Source organism: Mycolicibacterium sichuanense (genome assembly GCF_033741125.1).
Taxonomy (GTDB): Bacteria; Actinomycetota; Actinomycetes; order Mycobacteriales; family Mycobacteriaceae; genus Mycobacterium.
Genome location: NZ_JAWQPU010000001.1, coordinates 539,777 through 565,621, shown reverse-complemented (window position 1 = coordinate 565,621; position 25,845 = coordinate 539,777). Strand labels below are relative to the sequence as shown.

Genomic DNA, 25,845 nt, shown 5'->3' with positions numbered 1-25,845 from the left:
GTTTCATGAGGAATCTCGAAGAAAGTCTCACCGAAAGTCGTTGACTCCCAACCCACGTCGACACGCCGGACACGACGCCAGACACAATGGGCCCATGACCGCACCCGGCGAGCCGCCCCTCACCTTCGGCACGGCCGGCCTGCGCGGCCCGATGCGTCCGGGCCCCGGCGGGATGAACGTCGAGACCGTGACCACGGCGACGTGGGCCGTGGCCAGGGTGCTCCAGGACCGAGGCCTTGGCGGCTCGACCGTAGTGGTGGGCCGCGATGCGCGCCACCGCTCCGACGACTTCGCGCTGGCCACCGCCGAGGTGCTCGCCGGCGCAGGGTTCTCCGTGCTGTTGTTGCCGGATCCCGCCCCAACGCCGGTGGTGGCGTTCGCGGTGCGTCGCCGGGGTGCCGTGGCCGGGGTGCAGATCACCGCGTCGCACAATCCCCCCAATGACAACGGCTACAAGGTGTTCCTCGACGGCGGCATGCAGATCGTCCCGCCGGCCGACCGCGAGATCGAGGCGGCGATGGCGATCGCACCGACCCGCGTCGAGCGCTCGAGTGTGGATCCGACCGGCACCGAGCTGATCGTGGACTACGTGCGGCGCGCCGCTGAAGTGCGCCGGGCGACGGGCTCGGTGCGCGTGGCGTTGACCCCGATGCACGGTGTCGGCGGAGAGCCGGCCGTCCGTGCCCTGCACGAGGCCGGCCTGACCGACGTCCACACCGTCGCCGAGCAGTTCGCTCCGGACGGGGACTTTCCCACCGTCGCGTTCCCCAACCCGGAGGAGCCGGGTGCGACGGATCTGCTTCTTCGACTCGCCGCCGAGGTGGACGCGGACGTGGCGATCGCACTGGATCCCGACGCCGACAGGTGCGCGGTCGGCATTCCGACGACGTCGGGCTGGCGAATGCTCTCCGGTGACGAAACCGGTTGGCTATTGGGCGATTACATCCTGTCCCAGACCGAGCCGGGCGACGTCATGGCCCGCAGCGTGGTGGCCAGCACGCTGGTCTCCTCGCGAATGCTCGCCTCGATCGCGGCCGGCCACGGTGCTCAGCACGTCGAGACCCTCACGGGGTTCAAGTGGCTGGCCCGTGCGGACGCCGACCTGCCAGGCAGCACGCTGGTCTACGCCTACGAGGAGGCGATCGGCCACTGCGTCGACCCATCGGCCGTGCGGGACAAGGACGGCATCAGTGCCGCCATCCTGGCCTGCGATCTGATGTCGGTGCTGCGCGACGAGGGCCGCACCCCGACCGACGCGCTCGACGCCCTGGCGCGCCGGCACGGCGTGCACGCGACCTCGGCCCTGTCGGCGCCTGCCGATGCGGACCTGATGGGCCGCCTGCGCGCAACGCGGCCGACGCACCTCGGCGGTGAGTCGATCGGGGCCGCCGACCTGCTGGACGATCCCGGCCACCACCGCACTGATGCGCTCGTCTACCAAGGAGATTCGGTGCGGGTGGCCGTCCGGCCATCGGGAACCGAGCCGAAGGTCAAGGCATACTTGGAGATTCGTCTCCCACCTCGCGACGACGTGACTGCCGCCCGTCTGGACGCGGCGGTCCGGCTCGACCAGCTGCGAGCCGACGTCACCGGCCTGCTTCAGCGCGGACCGAACTGACGGTCCCCGGCGTCGCCGAGACCGGGCACGATGTAGGAGACGTCGTTGAGACCGTCGTCGATGGCCGCGGTCCACAGCGTCAGGTCCGGTGCCGCCTTCTCAAGTGCCGCAATGCCTTCCGGCGCACACACTACGCAGACCGCGGTCACCTCGACGGCCTTGCGGGCGTACAGCAGGCCAAGGGTATGCGCCATCGACCCGCCGGTGGCCAGCATCGGGTCGAGCACCATGACCGGGGTGGCGCTCAGGTCATCCGGTAGCGACTCGAGATACGGCGTCGGCAGGGTGGTCTCCTCGTCGCGGGCGACCCCGACGAAGCCGACCTTCGCCTCGGGGATCAGCTGATGCGCCTTCTCGACCATGCCGAGGCCCGCCCGCAGTACCGGCACCAGCAGCGGCGGCGAGGTCAGGTGCGAGCCGGTGGTGTCCGCCAACGGCGTGCGGATGGGTACCGACGTCGACTTGGCGTCGCGCATGGCCTCATAGACCAGCATCAGCGCGAGGTCGCAGAGGGCTGCGCGGAAGCCGGCGTTGTCGGTGCGCGCGTCGCGCAGCGTGGTCAGCCGGGCGGCGGCGAGGGGATGATCGACAACGCGGACGTCCATGCGGCGAACCCTAGTGGAACCGAACCGAGTCGGCCGACGTCATAACGGCATGATCGCCGATACCTCCCACATCCACGCGTTCGGTGTGGCCCAGCTAGGTCAGGCCGACGTACTCGGCGCCGTCGCGGCAGACCTGACCGCCGCGACCGTCGCCCCCGACGCCTTCGGCGCGGTCGGGGCAGACTTCCTGACCGCCCTGAACGAGGCACTCACACGGGACGCCGCCCTCGCGGCGCAGCTCGCCGAACGTCTCACCGCAGCCAGGGCAACCGCGGACGCGACTGCCGACGCCTACCGGATCGCGGACGGCCGGGCCATCTCGCCGATCCAGGACTGACGGTGGCCAGCGCATTGGTCGCCGGGCTGGCGGCGCCCCTGCGCGCGGTGCAGGAGAAGTTGGGCACGGGCACGCCGGATGCGGTGGCGTTGACGATGATCGGCAGCACGCTGTCCGACGTCGCCGCCAGCACTGGGCGGTCGTGGCAGGGCACGCAGTGGGATGGCGACGCCGCGGATGCTGCCGCCGAGTTCAGCCGCGTGACCGTCACCGCCGTCGAGTCGCTGGCCACGAGCGCCGACCGCCTCGGAGCCGTCACGACTCAGGCGGCGGCTTCGGTGGCTCGAGCGCGGCAGCGATTGCAGGCGATCGTCGACGACTTCGAAGCCCGTGCCGCCGCGCTGGAGTCCGAGCTCGACGAACCGGGAACCGTGGACGCCCTGATCGAGGAGGGCCGCCGCTCGTTGGCCCAGGCGCACGCCGTCATCGACGAGCTCGTGGCCGAGCTGGATGGGCACCGGGCCGCCGTCGCCGAGCCGGCAGCCGCCACACCGCCCGTGACGCCCACGACACCGATGGGGGCGCTGCCAGGCCTCGGCGCGCTGGGCGGCGGGCTCGGATCCGCGACCGGCCTGGGGTCGGCCGTACGTGCCTCGCGGTCCACCGGCGCGACGGCCGAGCACCCCGCCGGTGCGGCGACGGCCAACCGAGGTCCGCGACCGCCCGCCGATCCCGGCGTGTTCGGCAGCGGCGTGGAGGTGCGCCTGCCCGACGGCAGCACGGCCAGCGCCCCGAATGCGACTGCTGCGAGCGCAGTTAGGCACGCGTTGACGCAGCTCGGCGTGCCCTATGACTGGGGCGGCACCACACCGGGGGTCGGGCTGGACTGCAGCGGTCTCACCCAGTGGGCGTATCACGAAGCGGGACTGGATCTTCCGCGACTGGCTCAGGAGCAAGACGTCGGCGCTGCGGTCGACCGCGCTGCACTGCGTCCCGGCGATCTTGCGGTCTGGGACGGCCACGTCGCGATGGTGGTCGGCAATGGGCTGATGGTCGAGGCGGGCGACCCCGTCCAGTTGTCGCCGATTCGAACCACCAACGCCGGCCAGGGTTTTGAGGGCTTCTGGCGGCCGACGGCTTGATGCCTCACGGCCGATCGGACGTGCCGGCCTGCGCCGCGACGGCCCGTCCCCTGAGGTGTACGGGATACCAGGACGTGAACGCGGCCGCACCAAGCAGGACCGCGTAACTCAGCGTCTGGCACGCCCACTGGGGCAGCAGGAGGTGCTTCATCGTCAACCAGGCCAACACCGTGTTGACGGTGAATGCCGACGCCCACAGGACGGTCAGCATCTCGTTGGTGCGCACGAACACCGGATCCCGCCACTTCGAGGGATCGGTGTGCTCTCGGGCGTACTCGAGGGTGAACGGCCGTCCGACCAGCAGGGTGGTCCACGCCCCGATCGCAAGGGCACCGTTGGCCAGCACCCCGAGACGTCGTAGGACCCAATGGTCATGAAACCCCAGGACCGCGATCGTGGCACCGATGAAGAACGCCAGACCGACCCACATGACGACGCCGCGTTGAAGACGCAGCACGGCCATGGCGACGGTGAGGACGAGTGCGGTGACCAAACCGATCTCCACGCGGATCATGGAATCCCTGGCGATGATCAGGAACGCGATCCATGGCGCGAAGGACACGACCAGCTTGAGGAACCCCACGAGAACACCTTCCGGACGGGACCGGCATGCGGTCGACCTCCGAATGATCCTGTGCCGTCGGGTCCGATCACAGGGCAGAAGGTCACGACGTCCTCCCTCGGGACGGCCCTAGTTCGACCGCGGGTCGATCAGGGTGACGCCCGCCGGGGAGGCGGTGTCGACCCCGGGCAGCAGGCGCGCGCCCTCGGCCAGCCCCACCACGCGCTCGACCAGGTCCTGCGGCCGCAGGGTGCCGTCCGCGACGAGACGCAGCATCGCGGGATAGTCCATCCTGGCCATGCCGTGACTACCCAGAACGTCGAGCTCCCAGGCGATCACACGATCCATGGGTACCGCGGGGCGGCCGCCGACGCTCGGCAGCAGACCCACCTGGACGTGACGTCCCCGGCGGCGCAGGCTGCCGATGGCGTCTGCGCACGTGCTCGGCGACCCGACCGCGTCGACCGCGACGTGGCTGCCGCCGCCGGTGAGGTCGTGCACCCGGGCGGCGACGTCGCCGCCATCGGCGAGCACGGTGTGCGTGGCACCCAGCTGCCTGGCCAGGTCCAAGGCGGCTGGCGTGCGGTCGACCGCAACGACCATCGCCCCGGCGGCCACGGCGATCTGGACGGCACTCAGGCCCACCCCGCCTGCGCCGACGACCGTGACCCACTCGCCGGCAGTGACCTCGGCCCTGGCGTGCAGCGCGCGGTAGGCGGTCGCGAATCGACACCCGAGCCCCGCGGCGGCGGCATCACCAATGGTCTCCGGCACCGCGACCAGGTTGGTGTCCGCGGCGTGCAGGGCCACGAACTCGGCGAAGGAACCCCAGTGGGTGAACCCGGGCTGAGTCTGGCGGGGGCACACCTGCGCTTGACCACCGAGGCACCATTCGCAGGTGCCGCACCCACAGACGAAGGGGGTGGTGACGCGGTCACCGACGGCCCAGCGCCGCACGTCCGCGCCGACCGCGACCACCTCGCCGACGAGCTCGTGGCCGGGGACGTGCGGAAGGGCGACGTCCTGGTCGTGTCCCGCCCAGGCGTGCCAATCGCTGCGGCACAATCCGGTGGCGTCGACCCGAACCACCACGCCGGCGACCGAGGGCACCGGATCGGGAACCGACCGCACCTCGACCGGACCACCGAACTCGTCGAACATCACCGCGCGCACCGTGCCATCGTCCCGCAGATGGAGGGCGCCGACGACACCAACTCCGTCGTGGGCGGGCGCGGATCAGCGCGAGAACTCGCCGAGCGGGGCCAACCGCTGCCGGGACTGGTTGCCGCCGTTGCGCTTCGCGTCGTACATGGCGGCGTCGGCGGCTGCGACCAGTTCGGCGAGCACCTGGTTCGGATCATCGCCGTCGAGGACCTGGTCGCAGCGCGCGCTGGCAGTGCCGACGCTGGCGGTGATGGCATACGGCAGCTCGGCCACCCCGTCGCACAACCGGGCTCCCAGGAGAACGGACCGGGGGTCGACGAAGACGTCGGCGATGAGGAACTCCTCACCACCCGCGCGGCCGACGACGGCGTCGGGATGAGTGCGTTCGCGCAGGGCCTGCGCGACCGCGATCAGGGCCCGGTCCCCCGCGGCATGCCCCTGGGTGTCGTTGAGCAGCTTGAATCGATCGAGATCGACCATCGCCACCACGACGTGCGAATCCGTCCCCCCGTAGGTCGCGACGAGTTGGCAGGTGCGTTCGTAGAACGCCCGCCGGTTGAGCAGACCCGTCAGGGGATCCCGATCGGCCTCCACCAGATCGACTCCGAGGGCGTGGGTGAGGATCTGGATGCCGAACGGCACCGCGACGTTGACGACCACGACCAGGCCGTAGAGGCTCACCGCCCGCACCCATCCGTCGTTCGCGGCCAGCGCGGCGGCGGGGATGGCGGAGACGAGGACCACGACGACGGTGTGGGCGACCATCATGGCGGCCGTGTGGAAGATCGCTACATAGGCCGACACCATGACGAACGCGGTGCAGATCAGCAGTGCGATCATCGGATCGCCTTGGGCCAGCGCAGCCGCCGCGATGCTGGTGGAGGCCAGGACCGCGAAGGCAACCGACTCGGACTTCGTGGGCCAGCGCAGGATCCACATCAGCGAGCAGGTGGCGCCGCCGGCGATCGAGAGAACCGCCAGCGCGACGCGCACCAGGCCGCCCGAGTGCTCGTCGCTCAGCAGCAGGCCGAGCGGAAGCAGCGCCGACGATCCCGTCATCGCCACGAGGACCACCCGGGTCATCCCGGTCATGCCCCGAAGCTGCAGGTACGAACCGAACCACGCGAAGTGGTCGGGCTGCGCCCACCACGACTGAATGCGCTTCACCAACGACCCACCCCGACCCATCCGTCACCGGGCGCACGCACCCGAGTATTTGCCTGACACCCCCGTAAATTCTCACTCCAGTGTAGCGATGAGTTGCCAGTAGTCGTCGAGTTAATCGTTACTACCACCTGATTACCTAGGTTAACGTCAGTAACAGCTGCCAGAGTGGCACCACCAGCATCTTCAGTAGTAATGGCTGTAACCGCATGCTGGTGCACATGGGAGTTCGATGTGACTTAACTGTGCGACCACCTACGCGCTCGATGGGCTAGCGTGCACCCCCACCCCGACCGGGACCCTCACAACCCGCGCAGCCGAGGGGCACCCGACGGGATCGAACGCCCAACCGCCTGACAGCAAGCTGCCCCATAGGCGTCGTTAGGCTGTGCCGCATGGCTGCTGACATCGTGCCGGTACGGCTCGGGCTCACCAAGGGCGATCTGTACACACTGTGGGCTCCGTCGTGGCGGGACGCCGATGACGAGTGGCAAGCGTTCCTCGGCAAGGACGACGATCTCTACGGCTTCGAGTCGGCGGCGGACCTGGTGGCGTTCGTCCGGACCAATTCCGACAACGACCTCACCGACCACCCCGCGTGGCAGGCGCTGACCGAATCGTCGGCGCATCGGCTGGATCCGAGCGAGGACCAGCAGCACGATCTGATCGGCGTGCCCGAGCTGGCGGCCGAGAAGCCGACGGAGGAGTCGGTCGGCACGCTGCTGCGGGCACTGGCCGTGGTCCAGGCCATCGGTTCGGTGTGCGACCTGCCGGTGGTGTCCAGATTCTTCAACGGCAACCCCGTCCTGGGTTCCCTCGGCGGCGGGCTGGAGGCCTTCGAGGGCCGCACCGGACGCAAGCGCTGGGCCGAGATCGAAGGGGTCATCGCGCGCGGCTGGGACGGTGTCGTCGACGCGATCGACGAGATCGTCACCACCCCCGAAGTGGACCCCGCCGAGTCCGAGAAGGCCACCGCGGAGCTGGCCGAACCCGCCCCGGAGCCGGTCGAGGACGAAACCGAGGCCGACGACGAAGCGGTGATCGAGGGTGAGGTCGACACCGACGACGAAGAGGCCGTGCTGGCCGCCCAGGCCACCGAGCAGGTGCTGGGCAGCGACGAGGACTTCTGGGTGCACGTCGGCATCGACCCGATCCGGCTGTTGACCCGGGGTGGCACGTTCTACACCCTGCGCTGCTACCTGGAGGACCAGCCGATCTTCCTCGGCCGCAACGGCCGGATCAGCGTCTTCGGTTCCGAGCGGGCGCTGGCGCGCTACCTCGCCGACGAGCACGAGAGCGATCTGTCGGACCTCGCCACCTTCGACGACATCAAGACCGCCGCCACCGACGGCTCCCTGCAGATCCGGGTGACCGACGACAACGTCTACGTCCTGCGCACCCTGTCCGACGACATCGCCGACGGACCCGAGGCGATCGACGTCGACCAGCTCGACCTCGCCGTCGAGCTGATCCGCGACGTCGCCGACTACGCCGAGGACGCGACCGTCGAGGAAGCCCTGGCCGAGGATCAACCGCTCGGGCAGTTCATCGCCCACGTGCTGGCACCCGAGAAGGTCGCCAAGCCCGCCCCGCCGTACGCCAAGGCCGTCGCCCAGTGGGAGAAGGTCGAGGCATTCGTGGAGTCCCGCCTCCGCGAGGAGTGACCAGCTCCTAGAAGTCGGCTGGATCGGGGCGCTGCACCGAGCGCGGCGTCAGGCCAAGTCCGCGAACGTGCTCGGCGATGGCGCCCAGCGGCGCCACCCAGACGTCGTCGTGGGAACGGACGTACTCGATCAGGCCCTCGAGCGCCGCGGCGCGCGACGGGCGCCCCGACAGGAACGGGTGATTGGTCAGCACGAAGCACCCCCCGGCGTCGCGTAAGCCGTCGAACTCCAGGCGCCACATCTCGGCCACCTTCACCGGGCTCTCGATCAACCCGGTGCCCGAGAAGTCGGGCACGAAGCAGTACTGCTCCCAGTCGTCGAGGGCCCACTGGATCGGAATCTCGACCAGGGAATCGCCCCCGACGGCGAGCTCGTAGGGATGGTCGGCATCCATCAGCGAGCTGTCGTACAGAAAACCCCTGTCGTGCAACAGTTTCGGGGAATGCCAGTTCAACTCCCACATCGGTGCTCGGTACCCGACGGGCCGGACGCCGGTCACTCGCTCCAGCGCGTCGCTGCCCCGGTCGAGGATCGTGGCCTCCTGCTCGGCGGACAACCCGGCCATCGCCTCGTGCAGGTAGCCGTGGTGGGCGATCTCGTGTCCCTCGGCCACGATGCTGCGGACCACGTCTGGGTAGCGCAGCGCCGTGTACCCGGGCACGAAGAACGTGGAGGTGACGTCGTGCCTGGCGAGCAGCTTCAGCAGGCGGGGAACTCCGACCAGCGGGCCGTAGGCCTGGTGGCTGATGGCCGACATGCGGTTGGCGTGCGCGTGGTCGACGGCCAGCATCGCCGACTCCGCGTCGACGTCGAAGCTGAACGACGCGGCCGCCCGCGCGGCACCCGGCCATGGGACGGGGACGGCGGGGACGGTCACGAGGCGGTCCTCCTGGCGAGCAGTGAGATCAGTTCGTAGGCAACGTTAGCCGCCGCGACGCCGGTGATCTCGGCGTGGTCGTAGGCGGGTGACACCTCGACGACGTCCGCGCCGACCAGGTCGCAGCCGACCAGCCCGCGCAGGATGGCCAGCAGTTCGCGGCTGGTCATGCCGCCCGCCTCGGGGGTGCCGGTGGCGGGCGCGTGGGCCGGGTCGAGGACGTCGATGTCGATCGAGACGTACAACGGGCGGTCGCCGATCGTGGCGCGCAGCTGGTCCACCACGTCGTCGGTGGTGCGCCGCTCGAACTCCGTGCAGTGCACGACGGTGAAGCCGAATCCGGCGTCGTCGATCAGATCGCCTGGATCGTAGAGTGATCCGCGGATGCCGACGTGGGCGCTGTGGCCGGGCACGAACAGGCCCTCCTCGGCGGCGCGGCGGAACGGCGTGCCGTGGGTGACCGGCGCCTCGAAGTAGGTGTCCCACGTGTCGAGGTGAGCGTCGAAGTGCAGCAGCGCCACCGGACCGTATCGGCGGTGGTGGGCGCGCAGCAGCGGATAGGCGATGGTGTGGTCACCGCCGAGGGTCACCAACCGAGCCCCGGTGGAAATGAGTTCGGTTGCCTGCTCGTCGATCTCGGCAACCGCAGCCGCGATGTCGAAGGGGTTGGCCACCATGTCGCCGGCGTCTACCACCTGCTGGTTGGCGAACGGGGACACCCTCAGTTCGGGATTGTACGGTCGCAGCAGCCGCGAGGCCTGCCGGATGTGCGACGGACCGAAACGGGCACCCGGCCGGTAGGTGACGCCGGAGTCGAAAGGGATGCCGACGACGGCCACGTCGTACCGGGGCACGTCCTCTCGGCGCGGAAGCCGCGCGAAGGTGGTCAACCCCGCATACCGCGGAATCGCCTGACCGTCGGCCTGGCCCGTGATGCCGTGGCCGGCACCCGTGTCGTCGTTCATACCCGGCACCGCGTGGATCCTCCGTTGATCTGTAGTGTCTGCCCGACCAGCGCGCCGACGTCACGGCGTGCGAGAAGTGCCACCGCACTGGCGATTTCCTCCGGTCGGCCGATGCGGCCGACCGGGATGTCGGCGGCGTAGCTGGCGTGCATGTCGGCCAGTGGCACGCCTGCGGCGTCGGCGTCGACCAGGAGTTGCGGGGTGTCGATCACCCCCGGCGCGACGGCGTTGACGGTGATGCCCTCCCTGGCCAGTTCCCGGCCCAGGGTCTTGGTAAGCGAGATCAACCCGGCCTTGGACGCGGAATAGGCGCTGGCGCCGGGCCATCCGATGACGCCCCACTCCGAGGCGATCACCACGATGTTGCCTCCCCCGGCGCGTCGCATGCCCGGCAGCACCGCCTGGATGACTGCGAGGGTGCCGGCCAGGTTGGTGTCGACGACCCGCCACCAGTCGTCCTCGTCGTCGTCCTGCTGCTCCTCGCGCAAGCGCTCGTCGGTGCCCAACGGCTCCTCGCGCAAGCGCTCGTCGGTGCTGAACGGCGCCATCGTCATGTAGGCCGCGTTGCACACCAGGACGTCGACGGGTCGGCGATTTCGTTCGATGTCGTCGATCAGCTGTGCGAAACCGGGGTCCGTCATGTCGCCGATCACGGAGAATCCTCCGGTCGCCGCGACCACCTCGGCCAGGGCCGCGCCGTCGACGAGGTCGTTCACCCCGACGTCGGCGCCGTCGGCCGCCAGCCGGCGGGCGATCGCCGCGCCGATGCCCTGGGCGGCCCCCGTGACCAGGGCGAGCCGACCGCGCAATGGCTGCTCCGCCATCAGATCACCGCCCCGCCGTTGGGTGAGACGATCTCGCCGGTGCAGAACGCGGCATCGGCGTCGAGCAGGAACTGCACCACGCGGGCCACCTCGTCCGGTCGGGTAAGTCGTCGGTTGGGCAGGGTTGCCAGGTATTCCGGTGCCCGCCAGGGAGAGTCGGCCGCCAGCAGCGGCGTGTCCGTCGGCCCCGGCGCGACGGCGTTGATCCTGACCCCACGGCCGGCCACCTCGGCGGCCAGGCTGCGCACCAGACCGATGACCGCCCCCTTGGCCGCCGCATAGTGTGCGTCACCGTCGCCACCGCCGATCGCGAGCTCGGAGGTCACCGCGACGATCGCACCGGAGCCGCGGACCAGCATCGCCGGCAGCACCGCCCGCGCGGTATTGCGCAACCCGCCGAGGTGCACCCGGAGCATGCGATGCAGCGCGGCCGCGGAGATCTCCGACACGGGCGTCATCTCGTAGTGTCCCGCCGCCGAGACCAGGCCGTCGATCTCGCCGACGTCCGCGCGGATGGCCTCGACCGCGGCGCGCACCGCGACGGGATCCGACACGTCGGCGACGTGGTCGGCGGCGTCGGACAGGTCGATGCCCCTGACCGTCCAGCCGCTCACCCGCAGCGCCTGCGCGACGGCAGCCCCGATGCCCGACGCCGATCCGGTGACGATTGCGTTGGGCGACATCACGTTCCAGACGCCGCGGCGTCAGCCTCGAGGGCGAACCGCTCCCCGACCGGTGCCGAGATGTTGCGCCGCACGGTCAGGTAGATGGCGATGCCGACGACGGCGAGCACCGCCGTGGTGAGCACGCTGGCCCAGTTGATGAACCACGGCTGCCCGGGCTGGGTCCGCGGCCATGCAACGTTGACGGTCTCGAAGATGATCCACAGCGACGCGAGGTAGGTGACCGGGGCACCCCACCGGCCGAGGTTGAACGGGCCTGGCTTCCACTTTCCGGTCAGCCGCGCGATGGCCGCACCGATCACGGGCACGCCGAACGCGATGTAGAAGCCGATGATGTTGAAGTTGACCAGGATGTTGTAGAACTGCGAACCGGCCAGCAGGATGAACACGATGGCGACGACCGCAGTGAGCGCAATGGCGTTGACGGGCAACCGTTCCGGGCCGGCGAGCCGGCCCAGCACCTTGGAGCCGGGCAGGCTGCGGTCGCGGGCGGCGCCCCAGATGCACCGCGAGACGGCCGCCTGGACGGCCAGGAAGCTGGAGATGAAGCCGATGACGAACATCGCCAGCAGCGGCTTGGTCACGCCGGCGCCGAGGTGCGCGGTCAGCGTCTCCGCCACCACGTCACCGGACTGGTTCGCCACCACCTGATCGAGGTTCGGGATCGCGAGAATTAGTGCGGCACTGGAGAACATCACCACCAGTCCGACCAGAAGCAGACCGAAGATGATCGCCCTCGGCACGTTGCGCTCCGGGTCGTCGACCTCCTCGGCGACCGAGCCCGCGGCCTCGAACCCGAGGAAGGACCAGCCGACGAAGGCGACGGCCAGCAGCATCGGACCCGACGTCCAGGTCGCGGCGTCGGGAAGACCGGCGTTGGAGAACAGCGCCGAGAACGGGTTCTCGCGGTAGAACACCAGAAGCACGATGCCGAGGCCGACCGAGCCGATCACCTCGCAGGTGATGCTGGCGATCACCATCACCTTGAGGACCTGCCGGCCGACCACGTTCACCAGCGTGCCAAGCGCGATGATGCCGATCGCCACGCCGGCCGTCACCCACCGGGTGGGCTCGACGACGCCGAAGATCTGCAGCAGGAATCCGCTGGCGGCGTAGGAGAGGGTGCCGAGCGCGATCGTCAGCCCCCACATGTAGGCCCATGCGGCGGCCCAGCCCGACGTGGTGCCGCGCACGTGCCGGGACCACTGGTAGACGCTGCCCGCGTACGGCCACCGCGACGCCAGCTCCCCGAAGACACCCGCGACGAGCAGCTGGCCGATCAGCACGACGGGGAACGCCCAGAAGAACTTCGGCCCGGCGGCGAACAGGCCGAGGGTGAAGATCGCGTACACCGCGGCGATGGGTGACACGTCGGCGAACGCCAGCGCCAATGCCGAACGAAAGCTGAAGCCGCGACTCAACCTCGAGGGCGACTCGGTCGGCGACACCGTAGTGCCGGGGTGGTGCTCTGTCATCGGTTCTCCTCGTGACGGGTTGCAGCGACCCTGTACCGCTTCGGCCCAAAACAGAAGACCGCGATCGTCTGAAGTCTTGGCTGATGTCCGTACGATCGTCTAGGTTCGGCGTAACCCGATGATGCCGTCCGAGGAGGTCGTGTGACGCACCGCCTTGCCGATCTCGTCGACATCCCTCACCTGCGCCTGGAAGTGCGGGCCGGGGCGATCGGACTGGACCGCCCGGTGTCGTGGGCACAAACCTCCGATCTGGAGGAGCCGTGGTCGTGGCTGGCCGGCGGGGAGCTGCTCATGAAGAACGGGCGCACGCTGCCGCCGTCCGCCGCCGGCCAGACCGCATTCATCCGCGGTCTCGCCGAGAAGGGGATCTGCGGCGTCGTCATCGGCCTGGACGCCGCCACTCCCGAGCTCACCCCGGCAGCCGTGGCGCTGGCCGACGAGCTCGGCTTCCCGGTTCTGCTGGTGCCGTACTCGGTCGGCTTCGCCGCCATCGGGCGGGCGGTCGCGGGTGGCGCCGAGAGCGGTGACAGCCGGCGCATCGCGGTGACCGAGCGGGTCTATCAGGTGATCCGCCAGTCGGTGACCCAGCGCGGCGCGGTCAACGTGCTCGGCCAGCTCGGCCGCGACGCGGCCTGCCGGCTGGCGGTTCTGGACGCCGCGACCGGTGAGGTCGCGCTGGATTCCTCGGATCGGGTGCCCGACGCCCTGCGGCTGGCGCTGACCGACGAGATCGCGGGACGGCGCGGGGCGATTCCCGGCGTGCTGCACGTCTCCACCGGTGACGAGCGCGCGCTGGTGGTCGAGGTCCCCGACGAGGAGCCGACGGTGTTGGTGGCGTACGGGTTTCGGGCCACCCCGCCGGACGTCGTGCAGCTGCAGCACCTGGCGTCGGCCATGGCGGTGCTGCTGGCTCAGCAGAACGTGCGCCGCGAGCACGACCGCCGGATCGGCGCCGAGGTGCTCGCCTCGCTCTGCGACGGGCGCCTCACTGGCGCCGAATCTCCCCGCGTGCTGGTCGAACGGGGGCTGCGCCCCGCCGGCTGTTCGCTGATCGCCATCTCGGGTAGCTCGCAGAGCGCCGAGCGGCACCTGCACGTCAGCCTCGGCCGTCGTCAGGTCCCGCATCTGCTGCTGCGCCGGGGGTCGGTGCTGTATGCGCTGGTTCCGGCCGGTGACGGTCCGCTCACCGCCCTGCGTCATCGCGTCGGAGCGGCTGCGGCCATCGGGGTCAGCGATCCCCTCGCCCACCCGCGGCGCGGGCCCACCGCCGTCCGGGAGGCGACGTGGGCGATGCGCGCCGCCGACAGCACACCCGATCGCACGGCCCGCTACGGCGACGTCACGATGCTGTCGGTCCTGCGCGACACCGAGGAGGCCCAGGTGGTGGTGGACCGCGTCCTCGGCGCGCTCATCGCCTATGACACCGCGCGCAGCGGTGAGATGGTCCACACGCTGGATGCCTACCTGCGGTGCGAGCGGTCGTGGGTGCAAACCGCGGCGGCGCTCGGCGTGCACCGGCAGACGGTGGTCTACCGGATCCAACGCGTCGAGGAGATCACCGGCCGGCGGATCACCGACACCGCGACCATCGCGGAGTTCTGGTTGGCGTTGCGCGCCAGGGACCTGCTCAGTCCGGCCGCCTGACCTCCCCGCTAGGCGCTTCCGTTCGCCGGGCGACGGTTTGCGCGCCCACATCGCCGAGGGTGGGCGCTAGCCGACGAGGACGGCGTACCGCGGCTTGATCACGTCGTCGATGAGCGCCAGCCGCTCGTTGAACGGGATGAACGACGACTTCATGGCGTTGATGGTGAACCGCTCGAGGTCGCTCCAGCCGTACCCGAACGCCTCGACGAGCCGCAGCATCTCCTGGCTCATCGTGGTGTCACTCATCAACCGGTTGTCGGTGTTCACCGTCACCCGGAACCGCAGCCGGGCCAGCAGCGCGAAGGGGTGTTCGGCGATGCTCGCGACGGCACCGGTCTGCACGTTGCTGCTCGGGCACAGTTCGAGCGGAATGCGCTTGTCCCGCAGGATCGCCGCCAACCTGCCGAGGGTGGCGTCGTGGTCGTCGTGGACGGTGATGTCGTCGACGATGCGGACACCGTGACCCAGCCGGTCGGCCCCGCAAAACGCGATCGCCTCCTGAATGGAGGGCAGTCCGAACGCCTCACCGGCGTGAATGGTGAAGCGCGCGTTGTTGTTCCGCATGTACTCGAAGGCATCCAGGTGACGCGTTGGCGGGTAACCCGCCTCGGCGCCGGCGATGTCGAAACCCACCACGCCGCGGTCGCGGAACCTGATGGCCAGCTCGGCGATCTCACGCGAGCGGGCGGCGTGGCGCATCGCGGTGACCAGGCACCGCACGGTGATCGTCCGGCCCTCGGCCGCCGCGGCCTTCTCACCGTCGGCGAAGCCGGCCAGCACCGCCTCGACGACGGCGTCCAGCGACAGGCCGCCGTCGATGTGCAGCTCGGGGGCGAACCGGATCTCGGCATAGACCACCGAGTCGGCCGCGAGATCCTCCACGCATTCGAGCGCGACCCGGTGCAGGGCCTCCGGGGTCTGCATGACGCCGACGGTGTGCGCGAACGGTTCGAGGTAGCGCACCAGCGACCCGCTGTGCGCGGCGGTGCGGAAGAAGGTGGCGAGCTCGTCGACGTCGGTGGTGGGCAGCCCGTCGTAGCCGAACCGATCCGCCAGGTCGACGACCGTCGACGGCCGCAGCCCACCGTCGAGGTGGTCGTGCAGGAGGGCCTTGGGCGCCCGCTGGATGTTCTCCAGCGTCAACGGGGTCGTCATGTCTGGTCGCTCCTCGTCTGCGGTTGCGTGATCCGGTCGATGATCAAGGGGCGGGTCGACGGCGCCTCGTCGCCGACGCTCCAGCCGCCGTCGAGCTCGGCCATCGCCCCGGCGAAACGCTCTGGGGTGTCGGTGTAGAGGGTGAACAGCGGCTCGCCCGCCGCGACGGGTTCACCGGGGCGCCGATGGATGTGCAACCCCGCGCCGAACTGCACCGCGCCACCGGGAGTCGAGCGACCCGCACCGAGCCGCCAGACCGCCAATCCCACCGCCATCGCGTCGATGTCGCCCATCGTGCCACCCCGCGATGCGGTCACCGTCTCCGCGTGCACTCCGACGGGCAACGGCTTGGACAGGTCGCCGCCCTGGGCGGCGACGAGAGCGCGGAAGCAGTCCATCGCCGTGCCGTCCCGCAGCGTCTGGGCCGGGTCGACGTCGGCGATCCCGGCGACGTCGAGCATCTCGCGGGCCAGCGCCAGCGTCAGCTCGACGACGTCGGCCGGGCCACCGCCGGCCAGCACGTCCAGGGACTCGGCCACCTCCACGGCGTTGCCGACCGCCCGGCCGAGCGGCCGGTCCATGTCGGTCAGCAGCGCCCTGGTCTCGACACCGTGGGCGTTGCCAAGCGCCACCATCGTGGCGGCCAACTCACGGGCCTCGGCCTCGGAGGTGAGGAACGCACCGCGTCCCACCTTGGTGTCGAGCACCAGCCCTTCGGCACCCTCGGCGAGCTTCTTGCTCATCACCGAACTCGCGATGAGCGGCAGCGACTCGGTGGTGGCGGTGACGTCGCGCAGGGCATAGATCTTGCGGTCGGCGGGTGCCAGGTCGCCGGCGGCGAAGACCGCGGCCCCGATGTCCTGAAGTTGTTGGCGGATCTGGGCTTTGGACAGCTCGGCGGTGAAGCCCGAGATGGCCTCCAGCTTGTCGAGCGTGCCACCGGTATGGCCGAGTCCGCGGCCGGCTGCCTGGGGCACCGCAGCACCGCAGGCCATCACCACCGGCACCAGCGGAATGGTGATCTTGTCGCCGACCCCACCGGTGGAGTGCTTGTCCACCAGACGAAGCGGCTTGCCGTCGCGTCGGAGGTCACCGAAGTCGAACCGGTCCCCGGAGTCGATCATCGCGGCGGTCCACCTGGCGATCTCGTCCGGCGTCATACCGCGCAGGAAGATGGCCATCAGCAGCGCCGACATCTGCTCGTCGTGCACCACCCCGCGGGTGTAGCCGTCGATCACCCAGTCGATCGCGGCATCGGAGAGCACCCCGCCGTCGCGTTTGGTTCGGATGACGGTTGGCGCGTCGAACGACAAGGACGTCACCGCGCGGACTCCCCCTCCCGAACGGAGTCCAGATCCTCGGGGCCGAAGGCGTCCGGCAGCAGCTGCCCGAGCGGCCGCGGGCCGGCCGGATGGTCGATCAGGAGGTCGGGTCCGCCGTGCTCGAGCAGCACCTGCCGGCAGCGCCCGCAGGGCATCAACGGGGTTCCATTGGCGTCCACGCATGCCAGCGCGACGAGCTTGCCGCCCCCGGTGGAATGCAGGGCGCAGACCACAGCGCACTCGGCACAGAGACCCAAGCCATATGAGACATTCTCCACATTGCAACCGGTCACTATTCGGTCATCCGCCGTGACGGCAGCCGCTCCGACCGGGAACCGGGAGTACGGCGCGTAGGCATGTCGCGAAACCTCTATTGCCTTGTCACGCAACAGGTTCCAATCCACATTCATCGTCACGTCAGCTCCGTCGATCGGTTTCTGAATCCATTCCGAAACTACCGATTGCCAAGGGCGATAGTCGATTAGGCCACCCTAAGTTTCGCGCTACCGGAGCCGTCACGACACCCACGCTAGTTCTTTCGGGAGGACTATTGGGATTAGAGTCGCCCCGAGGTAAGAGCGCATGCCAAGGGTGCTCCGACCGACGTGTGTGAAGCGTCCACCGATGACGTTGGAGGTACGGAAGTGATTACTCGGACATGACGCAGACAACCGCAGGCTCCGCGATACCCGCGCCGCGAACGTCGCCTCAGCGTCGTCGCACCCTCTACCGCGGCGACCCAGGCATGTGGTCGTGGGTGCTGCACCGCGTCACGGGCGCCACGATCTTCTTCTTCCTCTTCGTGCACGTGCTCGACACCGCACTCGTCCGGGTCAGCCCGCAGGCCTACAACGAGATCATCGACACCTACAAGACGCCAATCATCGGCCTCATGGAGATGGGCCTGGTCGTCGCGGTGCTCTATCACGCGCTGAACGGCATCCGCATCATCCTCATCGACTTCTGGGAGCAGGGGCCGAAGTACCAGCGCCTGATGTTGTGGATCGTGCTCGGCGTCTGGATCTCGGTGTTCATCGTCGCCCTCGGCGTGATGGGCATGCACATGGCGGAGCGTTTCCTGTGAGCGCCGCAGAGGGCCAGAGCGCCGTGCGCGGCGAGAACCCGTACGACCACCTCAGCGAGCGGGGCGGCCCGGCCCCCGTGATGCAGCGCAGCCACGACCGGCCCGCCGGGTTGGACAACCCGCGCGCGCCGCGCCGCCGCAGCGCGACGCCGAACTTCGAGAAGTACGCCTGGATGTTCATGCGCTTCTCCGGGGTCGTGCTCGTCGTCCTGGCCCTTGGCCACCTGTTCATCGGCCTGATCTGGGACGGCGGCGTCTACCGCATCGACTTCAACTACGTCGCGCAGCGCTGGGCCTCGCCGTTCTGGCAGACCTGGGACCTGGTGCTGCTCTGGCTGGCCCAGCTGCACGGCGGCAACGGCATGCGCACGATCATCGCCGACTACGCCCGCAAGGATTCGACGAAGTTCTGGCTGAATACCCTGCTCGCACTGTCGATCTTGTTCACGCTGGTGCTCGGCACCTACGTGTTGCTGACCTTCGACGCCAACATCTCCTGAGAGTCAAAGGAACCCGAGCGCCAATGATCATCGAACACCGCTACGACGTCGTCATCGTCGGTGCCGGCGGTGCTGGCATGCGCGCCGCGGTCGAGGCCGGTCCGCGCGTGCGCACCGCCGTCCTGACCAAGCTCTACCCGACGCGCAGTCACACCGGCGCCGCTCAGGGCGGCATGTGCGCCGCGCTGGCCAACGTCGAAGAGGACAACTGGGAGTGGCACACCTTCGACACCGTCAAGGGCGGCGACTACCTCGCCGACCAGGACGCCGTCGAGATCATGTGCAAGGAAGCCATCGACGCGGTCTACGACCTCGAGAAGATGGGCATGCCGTTCAATCGCACGCCCGAGGGCCGCATCGACCAGCGCCGCTTCGGCGGGCACACCCGTGACCACGGCAAGGCGCCCGTCCGTCGCGCCTGTTACGCCGCCGACCGCACCGGCCACATGATCCTGCAGACGCTGTACCAAAACTGCGTCAAGCACGACGTCGAGTTCTTCAACGAGTTCTACGCGCTCGACGTGGTGCTCTCGGACACCCCCGGTGGGCCGGTCGCGACGGGTGTCGTCGCCTACGAGCTCGCCAGCGGTGACATCCACGTGTTCCACGCCAAGGCGATCGTGTTCGCCACCGGCGGCTCTGGGCGCATGTACAAGACCACCTCCAATGCGCACACGCTGACCGGTGACGGCCTGGGCATCATCTTCCGCAAGGGACTTCCCTTGGAGGACATGGAATTTCACCAGTTCCACCCGACGGGTCTGGCCGGCCTCGGCATCCTGATCTCCGAGGCCGTGCGCGGTGAGGGTGGCCGCCTGCTCAACGCCGACGGTGAACGGTTCATGGAGCGTTACGCGCCGACCATCGTCGACCTCGCGCCGCGCGACATCGTGGCCCGGTCGATGGTCCTGGAGGTGCTCGAGGGTCGCGGCGCCGGTCCCAACAAGGACTACGTCTACATCGACGTGCGTCACCTCGGTGCCGACGTCCTGGAGGCCAAGCTCCCCGACATCACCGAGTTCGCCCGTACCTATCTCGGCGTGGACCCGGTCACCGAACTGGTGCCCGTCTACCCGACGTGCCACTACGTCATGGGTGGCATCCCGACGACGGTCCATGGCCAGGTGCTGCGCAACAACGACTCCGTGGTGCCGGGCCTGTACGCCGCCGGCGAGTGCGCCTGCGTGTCGGTGCACGGTTCCAACCGGCTGGGCACCAACTCGCTGCTGGACATCAACGTGTTCGGCCGGCGGGCCGGCATCGCCGCAGCCAACTACGCGATGGGCCACGACTTCGTCGACATGCCGGAGGCGCCGGCGAACATGGTGACCAACTGGGTCGGTGACATCTTGTCCGAGCACGGCAACGAGCGCGTCGCCGACATCCGCGGTGCGCTGCAGCAGTCGATGGACAACAACGCGGCCGTCTTCCGCACCGAGGAGACGCTCAAGCAGGCGTTGACCGACATCCACTCCCTGAAGGAGCGCTACGCGCGAATCACGGTGCAGGACAAGGGCAAGCGCTACAACAGCGATCTGCTGGAGGCCATCGAGCTCGGGTTCTTGCTCGAGCTGGCCGAGGTCACGGTCGTCGGCGCACTGAACCGCAAGGAGTCCCGCGGTGGCCACGCTCGCGAGGACTACCCGAACCGCGACGACACCAACTACATGCGCCACACCATGGCGTACAAGCAGGGCGGTGACCTGCTGAGCGACATCCGGTTGGACTACAAGCCCGTGGTCCAGACCCGGTACGAGCCGATGGAACGGAAGTACTGATGAGTGCACCTGTGCTCGACAAGCCCGGCACGGGCGACGCGGCGACCCCTCCCGTTCCGGAGGGCGCCGTGATGGTGACGCTGAAGATCGCGCGGTTCAACCCCGAGAACCCGGACGCCGCGGGCTTCCAGAGCTTCCGCGTTCCCTGCCTGCCCACCGACCGGCTGCTCAACCTGCTGCACTACGCGAAGTGGTACCTCGACGGAACGCTCACGTTCCGCCGGTCCTGCGCCCACGGCGTGTGCGGGTCGGACGCCATGCGCATCAACGGCGTGAACCGCCTGGCGTGCAAGGTGCTGATGCGCGACATGCTGCCGAAGAAGCCGGGCAAGCAGCTCACCATCACGATCGAGCCGATCCGCGGGTTGCCCGTCGAGAAGGACCTCGTCGTCGACATGGAGCCGTTCTTCGACGCCTTTCGCGCCGTCAAGCCGTTCCTCGTCACGTCGGGCAATCCGCCGACGCGCGAACGCATTCAGAGCCAGACCGACCGCGCCCGCTACGACGACACCACCAAGTGCATCCTCTGCGCGTGCTGCACGACGAGCTGCCCGGTGTTCTGGAACGAGGGGTCGTACTTCGGGCCGGCCGCGATCGTCAACGCCCATCGGTTCATCTTCGACAGCCGTGACGAGGCTGCAGCCGAGCGCCTCGACATCCTCAACGAGGTCGACGGCGTGTGGCGGTGCCGCACGACGTTCAACTGCACCGAGTCCTGCCCCCGCGGCATCCAGGTGACCAAGGCCATCCAAGAGGTCAAGCGCGCGCTGATGTTCGCCCGCTAGCCCGGCTTACCCGTGAGCAGACGCCAAGGGCCCTGAAATCCGCCATTTCAGGGCCCTTGGCGTCTGTTCGCGCGGGGTGTCGCACGAACGTCGTTCGAAGGGTTCGACCCGCGTAGCGGTGCTCACGGCGTCAGAATAGTTGCCGCCGGCCGCGGCCAAGCCGAGTGCAGCAAACCACGCTGACGAGCGACTTCGTAGCTGTGAACAACCTGTGAACACTAATTTCGTTGTCACCGAGCGATTTGGCAACTGAAACCGTATTCTCCAACCGTTCGAATACCGGAACGGGAGATCTCATGAGCAAGGGTGAAATCGCCGTCGGGCCCGGCGCCAACGGCACCGTCGACAGCAAGGGCCTCAAGGGTGGAGCCCTCGGACTGCTTTCCAGCGTCGTCGTGGGGATGGCCTCCACGGCCCCCGCCTACAGCCTGGCCGCCACCCTCGGGCTCATCGTCGCCAGCAGCGCTGGCGTGCTCGCCGGGGTGAAGGCGCCGGCCATCGTCCTGATCGCCTTCATCCCGATGTACCTCATCGCGGTGGCCTACCAGGAGCTGAACAAGGCCGAGCCGGACTGCGGCACCACCTTCACCTGGGGCTCGCGGGCATTCGGACCGATCGTCGGCTGGCTCGGCGGCTGGGGCATCATCGCCGCCGACGTCATCGTGATGGCCAACCTGGCCCAGATCGCGGGCGCCTACTCCTTCACCTTCGTCGGCGACCTCGGCTGGCACTCGGTGGCCGACCTGGCCAACAGCACACTGTGGTCCACCGTCGCCGGCGTCATCTGGATCGTCGTGATGACCTACATCTGCTACCGCGGCATCGAGGTGTCGGCGCGACTGCAGTACTTCCTGCTCGGCTTCGAGGTCGTGGTGCTCATCGTGCTGTCGGTGTACGCCCTCATCAGGGTCTACGCGCACACCGCCGGGGCCCAGGCGATCATGCCGTCACTGTCCTGGTTCTGGCCCTCCGGCTTGAGTTTCGGCGACGTCATCGCCCCCGCCATCCTGACCACGATCTTCATCTACTGGGGCTGGGACACCGCGGTCGCCTGCAACGAGGAGTCCGACGACCCCGGCACCACCCCCGGCAAGGCCGCGGTCCTGTCCACCTTCCTGCTGCTGGCCACCTACGCCGTCGTCACCGTCGCGGCCATCGCGTTCTCGGGCGTCGGCGCCGACGGCATCGGACTCGGCAACCCGGACAACTCCGGTGACGTGTTCGCCGCCTTCGGTCCCGCCCTGTTCGGCGACAGTGTGCTCGGCCACGTCGGCCTGCTGCTGCTCTCGGCGTCGATCCTCACCTCGGCATCGGCCTCGACGCAGACGACCATCCTGCCGACGGCCCGGACCACGCTATCGATGGGCGTCTACAAGGCATTGCCGACCTCGTTCGCCAAGATCCACCGCAAGTACCTGACGCCGACCACGTCGACGATCGTGATGGGCGTCGCATCGATCGTGTTCTACCTGCTGTTCACCATCATCAGTAAGAATCTGCTCACCGCGCTGATCGGCTCGGTCGGCCTGATGATCGCGTTCTACTACGGGCTGACCGGTTTCGCCTGCGTCTGGTACTACCGCAAGACGTTCCGGTCGTCGTTCCGAAACGTGATGATGCGCTTCGTGATACCACTCCTGGGCGGCATCATCCTGCTCGTCGTCTTCGTCTACGGCCTGATCCAGTACGCCAAGCCCGACTGGCTCACCGACGACGCCGGCAACAACGTGACGATCTTCGGCTACGGCGCGGTGGCGGTGGTCGGCATCGGCGCCATGGTGCTCGGGCTCGTCGTGATGGCCATCTGGTGGGTGATGTCCCCGGACTTCTTCCACGGCCGCACGCTGGAGCGGCGGGCGGATCTGCTGCTCGAACCCGCGACGGCCTCCGTCGCACACTTCGGGTTGCCCGATTCCGGTGACATGCCGACGGTCATCTCCCCCGACCTGTCGAACCTCCCCCGGGGCGAGCGTGCGGTCGACCCCTCCACCGGTGAGGAATTCACCAGGGGCGGGTGAGTGCCGGCGGCCGGACCGCGAAGTCGACCGACCGGTAAAGCCCGTGAAACGTTTCCTGGCAGGATGCATTCAGTAAGTCACCAGGAACTTCGCAGGACCGTATATTCCTGGCATGGCTATCGCTGACCGGCCGGCTGCTCCAGCCACCAACGACAAGGGCCTGCAAGCGGGCGCCATCGGTTTGGTGGGCAACGTCGTCATCGGGCTCGCCGCCGTGGCACCGGCCTACAGCCTCGCGGCGACGCTCGGTTACGTGGTGCTGGCCGTCGGCGAGAAGGCGCCCTCGATGTTCGTGCTGGCGTTCGTGCCGATGCTGCTGGTCGCCTTCGGTTACAAGGAGCTGTCCCAGGACACCCCGGACTGCGGAACCACCTTCACCTGGGGCACGAAGGCATTCGGCCCGTGGATCGGCTGGATCGGCGGGTGGGGGCTGGCGGTGTCGGCGATCATCGTGCTCGCCAACGTCGCCGAGGTGGCCGCGATCTACCTGTACCGGTTCCTCGGCCTGGACGGCCTCGCCGAGAACCTGTGGTCCAAGGTACTTCTCGGCTCCTTCTTCATCCTCGCGATGACCTTGGTGAGCGCGCGCGGCGTCGCCGTGTCGGAGCGGATGCAGAACGTCCTCATCGCCGTCCAGTTCGGCGTGCTCATCGTCGTCAGCATCGTCGCGCTGATCCGTGTCTTCGCCGGAAACGCAGGCGCCCAGGCGATCACCCCGCAACTGTCCTGGCTGTGGCCCGGCGGCCTCGACTTGTCGTCCATCGCCGCCGCGATCATCCTGTGCATATTCATCTACTGGGGCTGGGATGCGTGCCTGGCCGTCGGCGAGGAGACCAAGGACCCCGGCAAGACGCCCGGCATCGCCGCCGTCATCACGACGCTCGTCCTGGTGTGCACCTACGTCCTGGTGGCTTATGCGATCCAATCCTTCGCGGGATTCGGCTACGTGGGAATCGACTGAACAACCCCAACAACACCGACGACGTGCTGACGGTGCTCGGCGAACCCGTGGCGGGCAGCATCGTTGCCTCGCTGCTGTTGCTGACCGTGGCGGTGTCGGCGCTGTCCTCGACCCAGACCACCATCCTGCCGACCGCGCGCGGCACCCTGTCGATGGCGATCTACGAGGCCATCCCCAAGCGGTTCGCCAGCGTGCACCCGAAGTACATGACGCCGGCGTTCGGCACCATCGTGATGGGGTTCGCAGCGTTGTTCTTCTACCTGGTGCTGACGTTCCTGTCGGAGAACGCGCTGGCCGATTCGGTGGCGTCGCTGGGATTGGCCGTCGCGTTCTACTACGGCATCACGGCCTACAGCTGTGTCTGGTACTTCCGCCGGACACTGCTGCAGTCCGTCCGAAACCTGTTCTTCCGCGGCATCTTTCCGCTGCTCGGCGCGATCGCGATGACCTGGGCGTTCATCTACAGCGCGATCGAGATGATGTCGCCGGACTACGGTTACACCGCCTTCGGCCCGCTGGGCGGCGTGTTCGTCCTCGGCGTGGGCATGCTGGTGCTCGGCATCCCGTTGATGTTGGCCTGCTTCGCCTTCGGCACCAAGCGGTTCTTCCGCGGCGAGACCCTCAACGCGTCCACCGAGGCCAAGGTCCCCGACACCTTCTGACCCCTGACGAAAGGGTGTGAACGGCATGCACGTGACCGTTGGCTACCTGGCCACCCCGACCGGTGACGACGGCGTCGCCCTTGCGGGCGCCATCGCCACCACCTTCGACGCGACCGTCGACGTCGTGCTCGTGGTCCGGGAGGAGTATCCCGACGGTCACCCCGGTCGCGCCGAATACCAACGACTGCTGGTGCACAAGGGCCAGGAGTGGGCCGGCCAAGCCGTCGCCGCGCTGGCCGAGGTCGGCGTCGCGGCCACCCCGAACGTGCTCGTCGGAGAGTCCTACTCGGAATCGCTCATCGCATTCGCCGAGGGAAGGCACTCGGACCTGATCGTCATCGGCGGCGCCCGCGACGGGATCTTCGGCGGCCACGTCATCGGCTCGGTGGCCGGAGCGCTGCTGCACTGCTCGCCGATCCCCGTCGCACTGGCCCCGCGCGGGTACGCCGAGGACCCGCCGGAGACCATCACGTCGGTGACCGCGGCCGTCCCGACGAAGGCCGGTGACGACAATCCGCTGCCCTTCGCCATCACGTTGGCCAGCGTGGCGGGCGTGCCGATCCGGATGCTCTCCCTCGTCTCGACCGACACCCTCGGCCGGATGAATAGCCCACGAGAACTGCGCCAGCTGCAGATCGACGCGGCCGAGGCCAACCTCGCCCTTGCCGCCCGCGCCCTGCCCGACGCGCCAGAGATCGAGTCTCTGGTGGCCGACGGCACGACGCTGGAGTCCGCACTCAAGAAGCTCAAGTGGGACGACTCGGACGTGTTGGTCGTCGGGTCCAGTCGAGTGGCGGCGCCCAAGCGGTTGTTCCTCGGCTCGACGGCCGCGCGCATCCTGGCCGGCGTCGACGTCCCAGTCATCGTCGTCCCGCGCGGAGACTGAGCCGTCGAACTACGGCATCCGCAGCACGAG

General features: G+C 68.8%; 23 protein-coding genes and 1 pseudogene. 12 read left to right on the top strand and 12 right to left on the bottom strand.

Annotated features, from left to right (window positions below; all coding sequences use genetic code 11):
* Positions 1 to 40 precede the first annotated feature (40 nt).
* Positions 41 to 1,618, top strand: a complete 1,578-nt coding sequence (locus tag SBI80_RS02730) for a phospho-sugar mutase (protein WP_413232616.1) — start codon at positions 41 to 43, stop codon at positions 1,616 to 1,618.
* Here the strand turns inward: SBI80_RS02730 and upp are convergent.
* Complete coding sequence (gene upp, locus SBI80_RS02725; RefSeq protein ID WP_318972883.1) at positions 1,600 to 2,223, bottom strand: uracil phosphoribosyltransferase; 624 nt, start codon at positions 2,221 to 2,223, stop codon at positions 1,600 to 1,602. The two genes, SBI80_RS02730 and upp, sit on opposite strands and share 19 nt — an antisense overlap.
* Positions 2,224 to 2,272: 49 nt before the next feature.
* Here upp and SBI80_RS02720 point away from each other — a divergent pair, with 49 nt between their 5' ends.
* Positions 2,273 to 2,560: a hypothetical protein gene (locus tag SBI80_RS02720; protein ID WP_318972882.1), complete on the top strand. Its 288-nt coding sequence runs from the start codon at positions 2,273 to 2,275 to the stop codon at positions 2,558 to 2,560.
* 2 nt (positions 2,561 to 2,562) lie between these two features.
* Positions 2,563 to 3,642, top strand: coding sequence for a C40 family peptidase (locus SBI80_RS02715; RefSeq protein WP_318972881.1), 1,080 nt, complete (start codon positions 2,563 to 2,565; stop codon positions 3,640 to 3,642).
* A gap of 4 nt (positions 3,643 to 3,646) precedes the next feature.
* On the opposite strand, the gene SBI80_RS02710 is transcribed toward SBI80_RS02715, so the two are convergent.
* From SBI80_RS02710 to SBI80_RS02700, 3 genes are all read right to left on the bottom strand, one after another.
* The gene (locus SBI80_RS02710) at positions 3,647 to 4,225 is read right to left on the bottom strand and encodes a hypothetical protein (protein ID WP_318972880.1); all 579 of its coding nucleotides are present in this window, start codon (positions 4,223 to 4,225) and stop codon (positions 3,647 to 3,649) included.
* A gap of 108 nt (positions 4,226 to 4,333) precedes the next feature.
* Positions 4,334 to 5,377: a zinc-binding dehydrogenase gene (locus tag SBI80_RS02705; protein ID WP_318972879.1), complete on the bottom strand. Its 1,044-nt coding sequence runs from the start codon at positions 5,375 to 5,377 to the stop codon at positions 4,334 to 4,336.
* Between the two features lie 63 nt (positions 5,378 to 5,440).
* Positions 5,441 to 6,535, bottom strand: a complete 1,095-nt coding sequence (locus SBI80_RS02700; RefSeq protein WP_318972878.1) for a GGDEF domain-containing protein — start codon at positions 6,533 to 6,535, stop codon at positions 5,441 to 5,443.
* Positions 6,536 to 6,927: 392 nt separating this feature from the next.
* On the opposite strand from SBI80_RS02700, the gene satS reads away from it, so the two are divergent.
* On the top strand, positions 6,928 to 8,196 hold the full coding sequence (gene satS, locus SBI80_RS02695; protein ID WP_318972877.1) for a protein export chaperone SatS: 1,269 nt from the start codon (positions 6,928 to 6,930) through the stop codon (positions 8,194 to 8,196).
* Between the two features lie 7 nt (positions 8,197 to 8,203).
* Here satS and SBI80_RS02690 read toward each other — a convergent pair whose 3' ends face one another.
* The 5 genes from SBI80_RS02690 to SBI80_RS02670 are packed head-to-tail and all read right to left on the bottom strand — an operon-like array spanning position 8,204 to position 13,020.
* Complete coding sequence (locus SBI80_RS02690; RefSeq protein WP_318972876.1) at positions 8,204 to 9,073, bottom strand: polysaccharide deacetylase family protein; 870 nt, start codon at positions 9,071 to 9,073, stop codon at positions 8,204 to 8,206.
* Positions 9,070 to 10,038 carry an agmatinase gene (speB, locus tag SBI80_RS02685; protein WP_318972875.1) on the bottom strand — a complete coding sequence of 323 codons (969 nt, stop codon included), beginning with the start codon at positions 10,036 to 10,038 and terminating at the stop codon, positions 9,070 to 9,072. Before speB ends, SBI80_RS02690 begins: the two co-directional genes overlap by 4 nt.
* Entirely contained in the window at positions 10,035 to 10,862 is an 828-nt protein-coding gene (locus SBI80_RS02680) for an SDR family NAD(P)-dependent oxidoreductase (protein ID WP_318972874.1), read from the bottom strand. The genes speB and SBI80_RS02680 overlap by 4 nt, the downstream gene beginning before the upstream one ends.
* The gene (locus tag SBI80_RS02675) at positions 10,862 to 11,545 is read right to left on the bottom strand and encodes an SDR family NAD(P)-dependent oxidoreductase (protein ID WP_318972873.1); all 684 of its coding nucleotides are present in this window, start codon (positions 11,543 to 11,545) and stop codon (positions 10,862 to 10,864) included. The genes SBI80_RS02680 and SBI80_RS02675 overlap by 1 nt, the downstream gene beginning before the upstream one ends.
* Complete coding sequence (locus tag SBI80_RS02670) at positions 11,545 to 13,020, bottom strand: APC family permease (protein WP_318972872.1); 1,476 nt, start codon at positions 13,018 to 13,020, stop codon at positions 11,545 to 11,547. The genes SBI80_RS02675 and SBI80_RS02670 overlap by 1 nt, the downstream gene beginning before the upstream one ends.
* Before the next feature lie 141 nt (positions 13,021 to 13,161).
* Between SBI80_RS02670 and SBI80_RS02665 the strand changes: the two genes are divergently transcribed.
* Positions 13,162 to 14,664, top strand: coding sequence for a PucR family transcriptional regulator (locus tag SBI80_RS02665; protein ID WP_318972871.1), 1,503 nt, complete (start codon positions 13,162 to 13,164; stop codon positions 14,662 to 14,664).
* Positions 14,665 to 14,730: 66 nt separating this feature from the next.
* On the opposite strand, the gene SBI80_RS02660 is transcribed toward SBI80_RS02665, so the two are convergent.
* From SBI80_RS02660 to SBI80_RS02650, 3 genes are read right to left on the bottom strand one after another with little or no spacing between them, the layout of a single operon-like run.
* Positions 14,731 to 15,819 (bottom strand): adenosine deaminase, encoded by a 1,089-nt coding sequence (locus tag SBI80_RS02660; RefSeq protein WP_318972870.1) that lies wholly within the window; start codon positions 15,817 to 15,819, stop codon positions 14,731 to 14,733.
* The gene (locus tag SBI80_RS02655) at positions 15,816 to 17,141 is read right to left on the bottom strand and encodes a thymidine phosphorylase (protein WP_318972869.1); all 1,326 of its coding nucleotides are present in this window, start codon (positions 17,139 to 17,141) and stop codon (positions 15,816 to 15,818) included. The genes SBI80_RS02660 and SBI80_RS02655 overlap by 4 nt, the downstream gene beginning before the upstream one ends.
* Positions 17,138 to 17,551, bottom strand: a complete 414-nt coding sequence (locus SBI80_RS02650; protein ID WP_318973651.1) for a cytidine deaminase — start codon at positions 17,549 to 17,551, stop codon at positions 17,138 to 17,140. The genes SBI80_RS02655 and SBI80_RS02650 overlap by 4 nt, the downstream gene beginning before the upstream one ends.
* A 248-nt stretch (positions 17,552 to 17,799) precedes the next feature.
* On the opposite strand from SBI80_RS02650, the gene sdhC reads away from it, so the two are divergent.
* The 7 genes and pseudogenes from sdhC (at position 17,800) to SBI80_RS02615 (ending at position 25,815) form a co-directional block, all read left to right on the top strand.
* Positions 17,800 to 18,225 (top strand): succinate dehydrogenase, cytochrome b556 subunit, encoded by a 426-nt coding sequence (sdhC, locus tag SBI80_RS02645; protein WP_318972868.1) that lies wholly within the window; start codon positions 17,800 to 17,802, stop codon positions 18,223 to 18,225.
* A gap of 80 nt (positions 18,226 to 18,305) precedes the next feature.
* Complete coding sequence (locus SBI80_RS02640; RefSeq protein WP_318973650.1) at positions 18,306 to 18,725, top strand: succinate dehydrogenase hydrophobic membrane anchor subunit; 420 nt, start codon at positions 18,306 to 18,308, stop codon at positions 18,723 to 18,725.
* A gap of 23 nt (positions 18,726 to 18,748) precedes the next feature.
* Positions 18,749 to 20,503, top strand: a complete 1,755-nt coding sequence (sdhA, locus tag SBI80_RS02635) for a succinate dehydrogenase flavoprotein subunit (RefSeq protein ID WP_318972867.1) — start codon at positions 18,749 to 18,751, stop codon at positions 20,501 to 20,503.
* A complete protein-coding gene (locus SBI80_RS02630) occupies positions 20,503 to 21,288 on the top strand; it encodes a succinate dehydrogenase iron-sulfur subunit (protein WP_318972866.1) in 786 nt (261 codons plus the stop codon). Before sdhA ends, SBI80_RS02630 begins: the two co-directional genes overlap by 1 nt.
* A 296-nt stretch (positions 21,289 to 21,584) precedes the next feature.
* Positions 21,585 to 23,306, top strand: a complete 1,722-nt coding sequence (locus tag SBI80_RS02625) for an APC family permease (RefSeq protein ID WP_318972865.1) — start codon at positions 21,585 to 21,587, stop codon at positions 23,304 to 23,306.
* A 112-nt stretch (positions 23,307 to 23,418) separates the two neighbouring features.
* Positions 23,419 to 24,929 (top strand): annotated as a pseudogene (locus SBI80_RS02620) (APC family permease).
* Positions 24,930 to 24,954: 25 nt separating this feature from the next.
* Complete coding sequence (locus tag SBI80_RS02615) at positions 24,955 to 25,815, top strand: universal stress protein (protein ID WP_318972864.1); 861 nt, start codon at positions 24,955 to 24,957, stop codon at positions 25,813 to 25,815.
* Positions 25,816 to 25,845 lie beyond the last annotated feature (30 nt).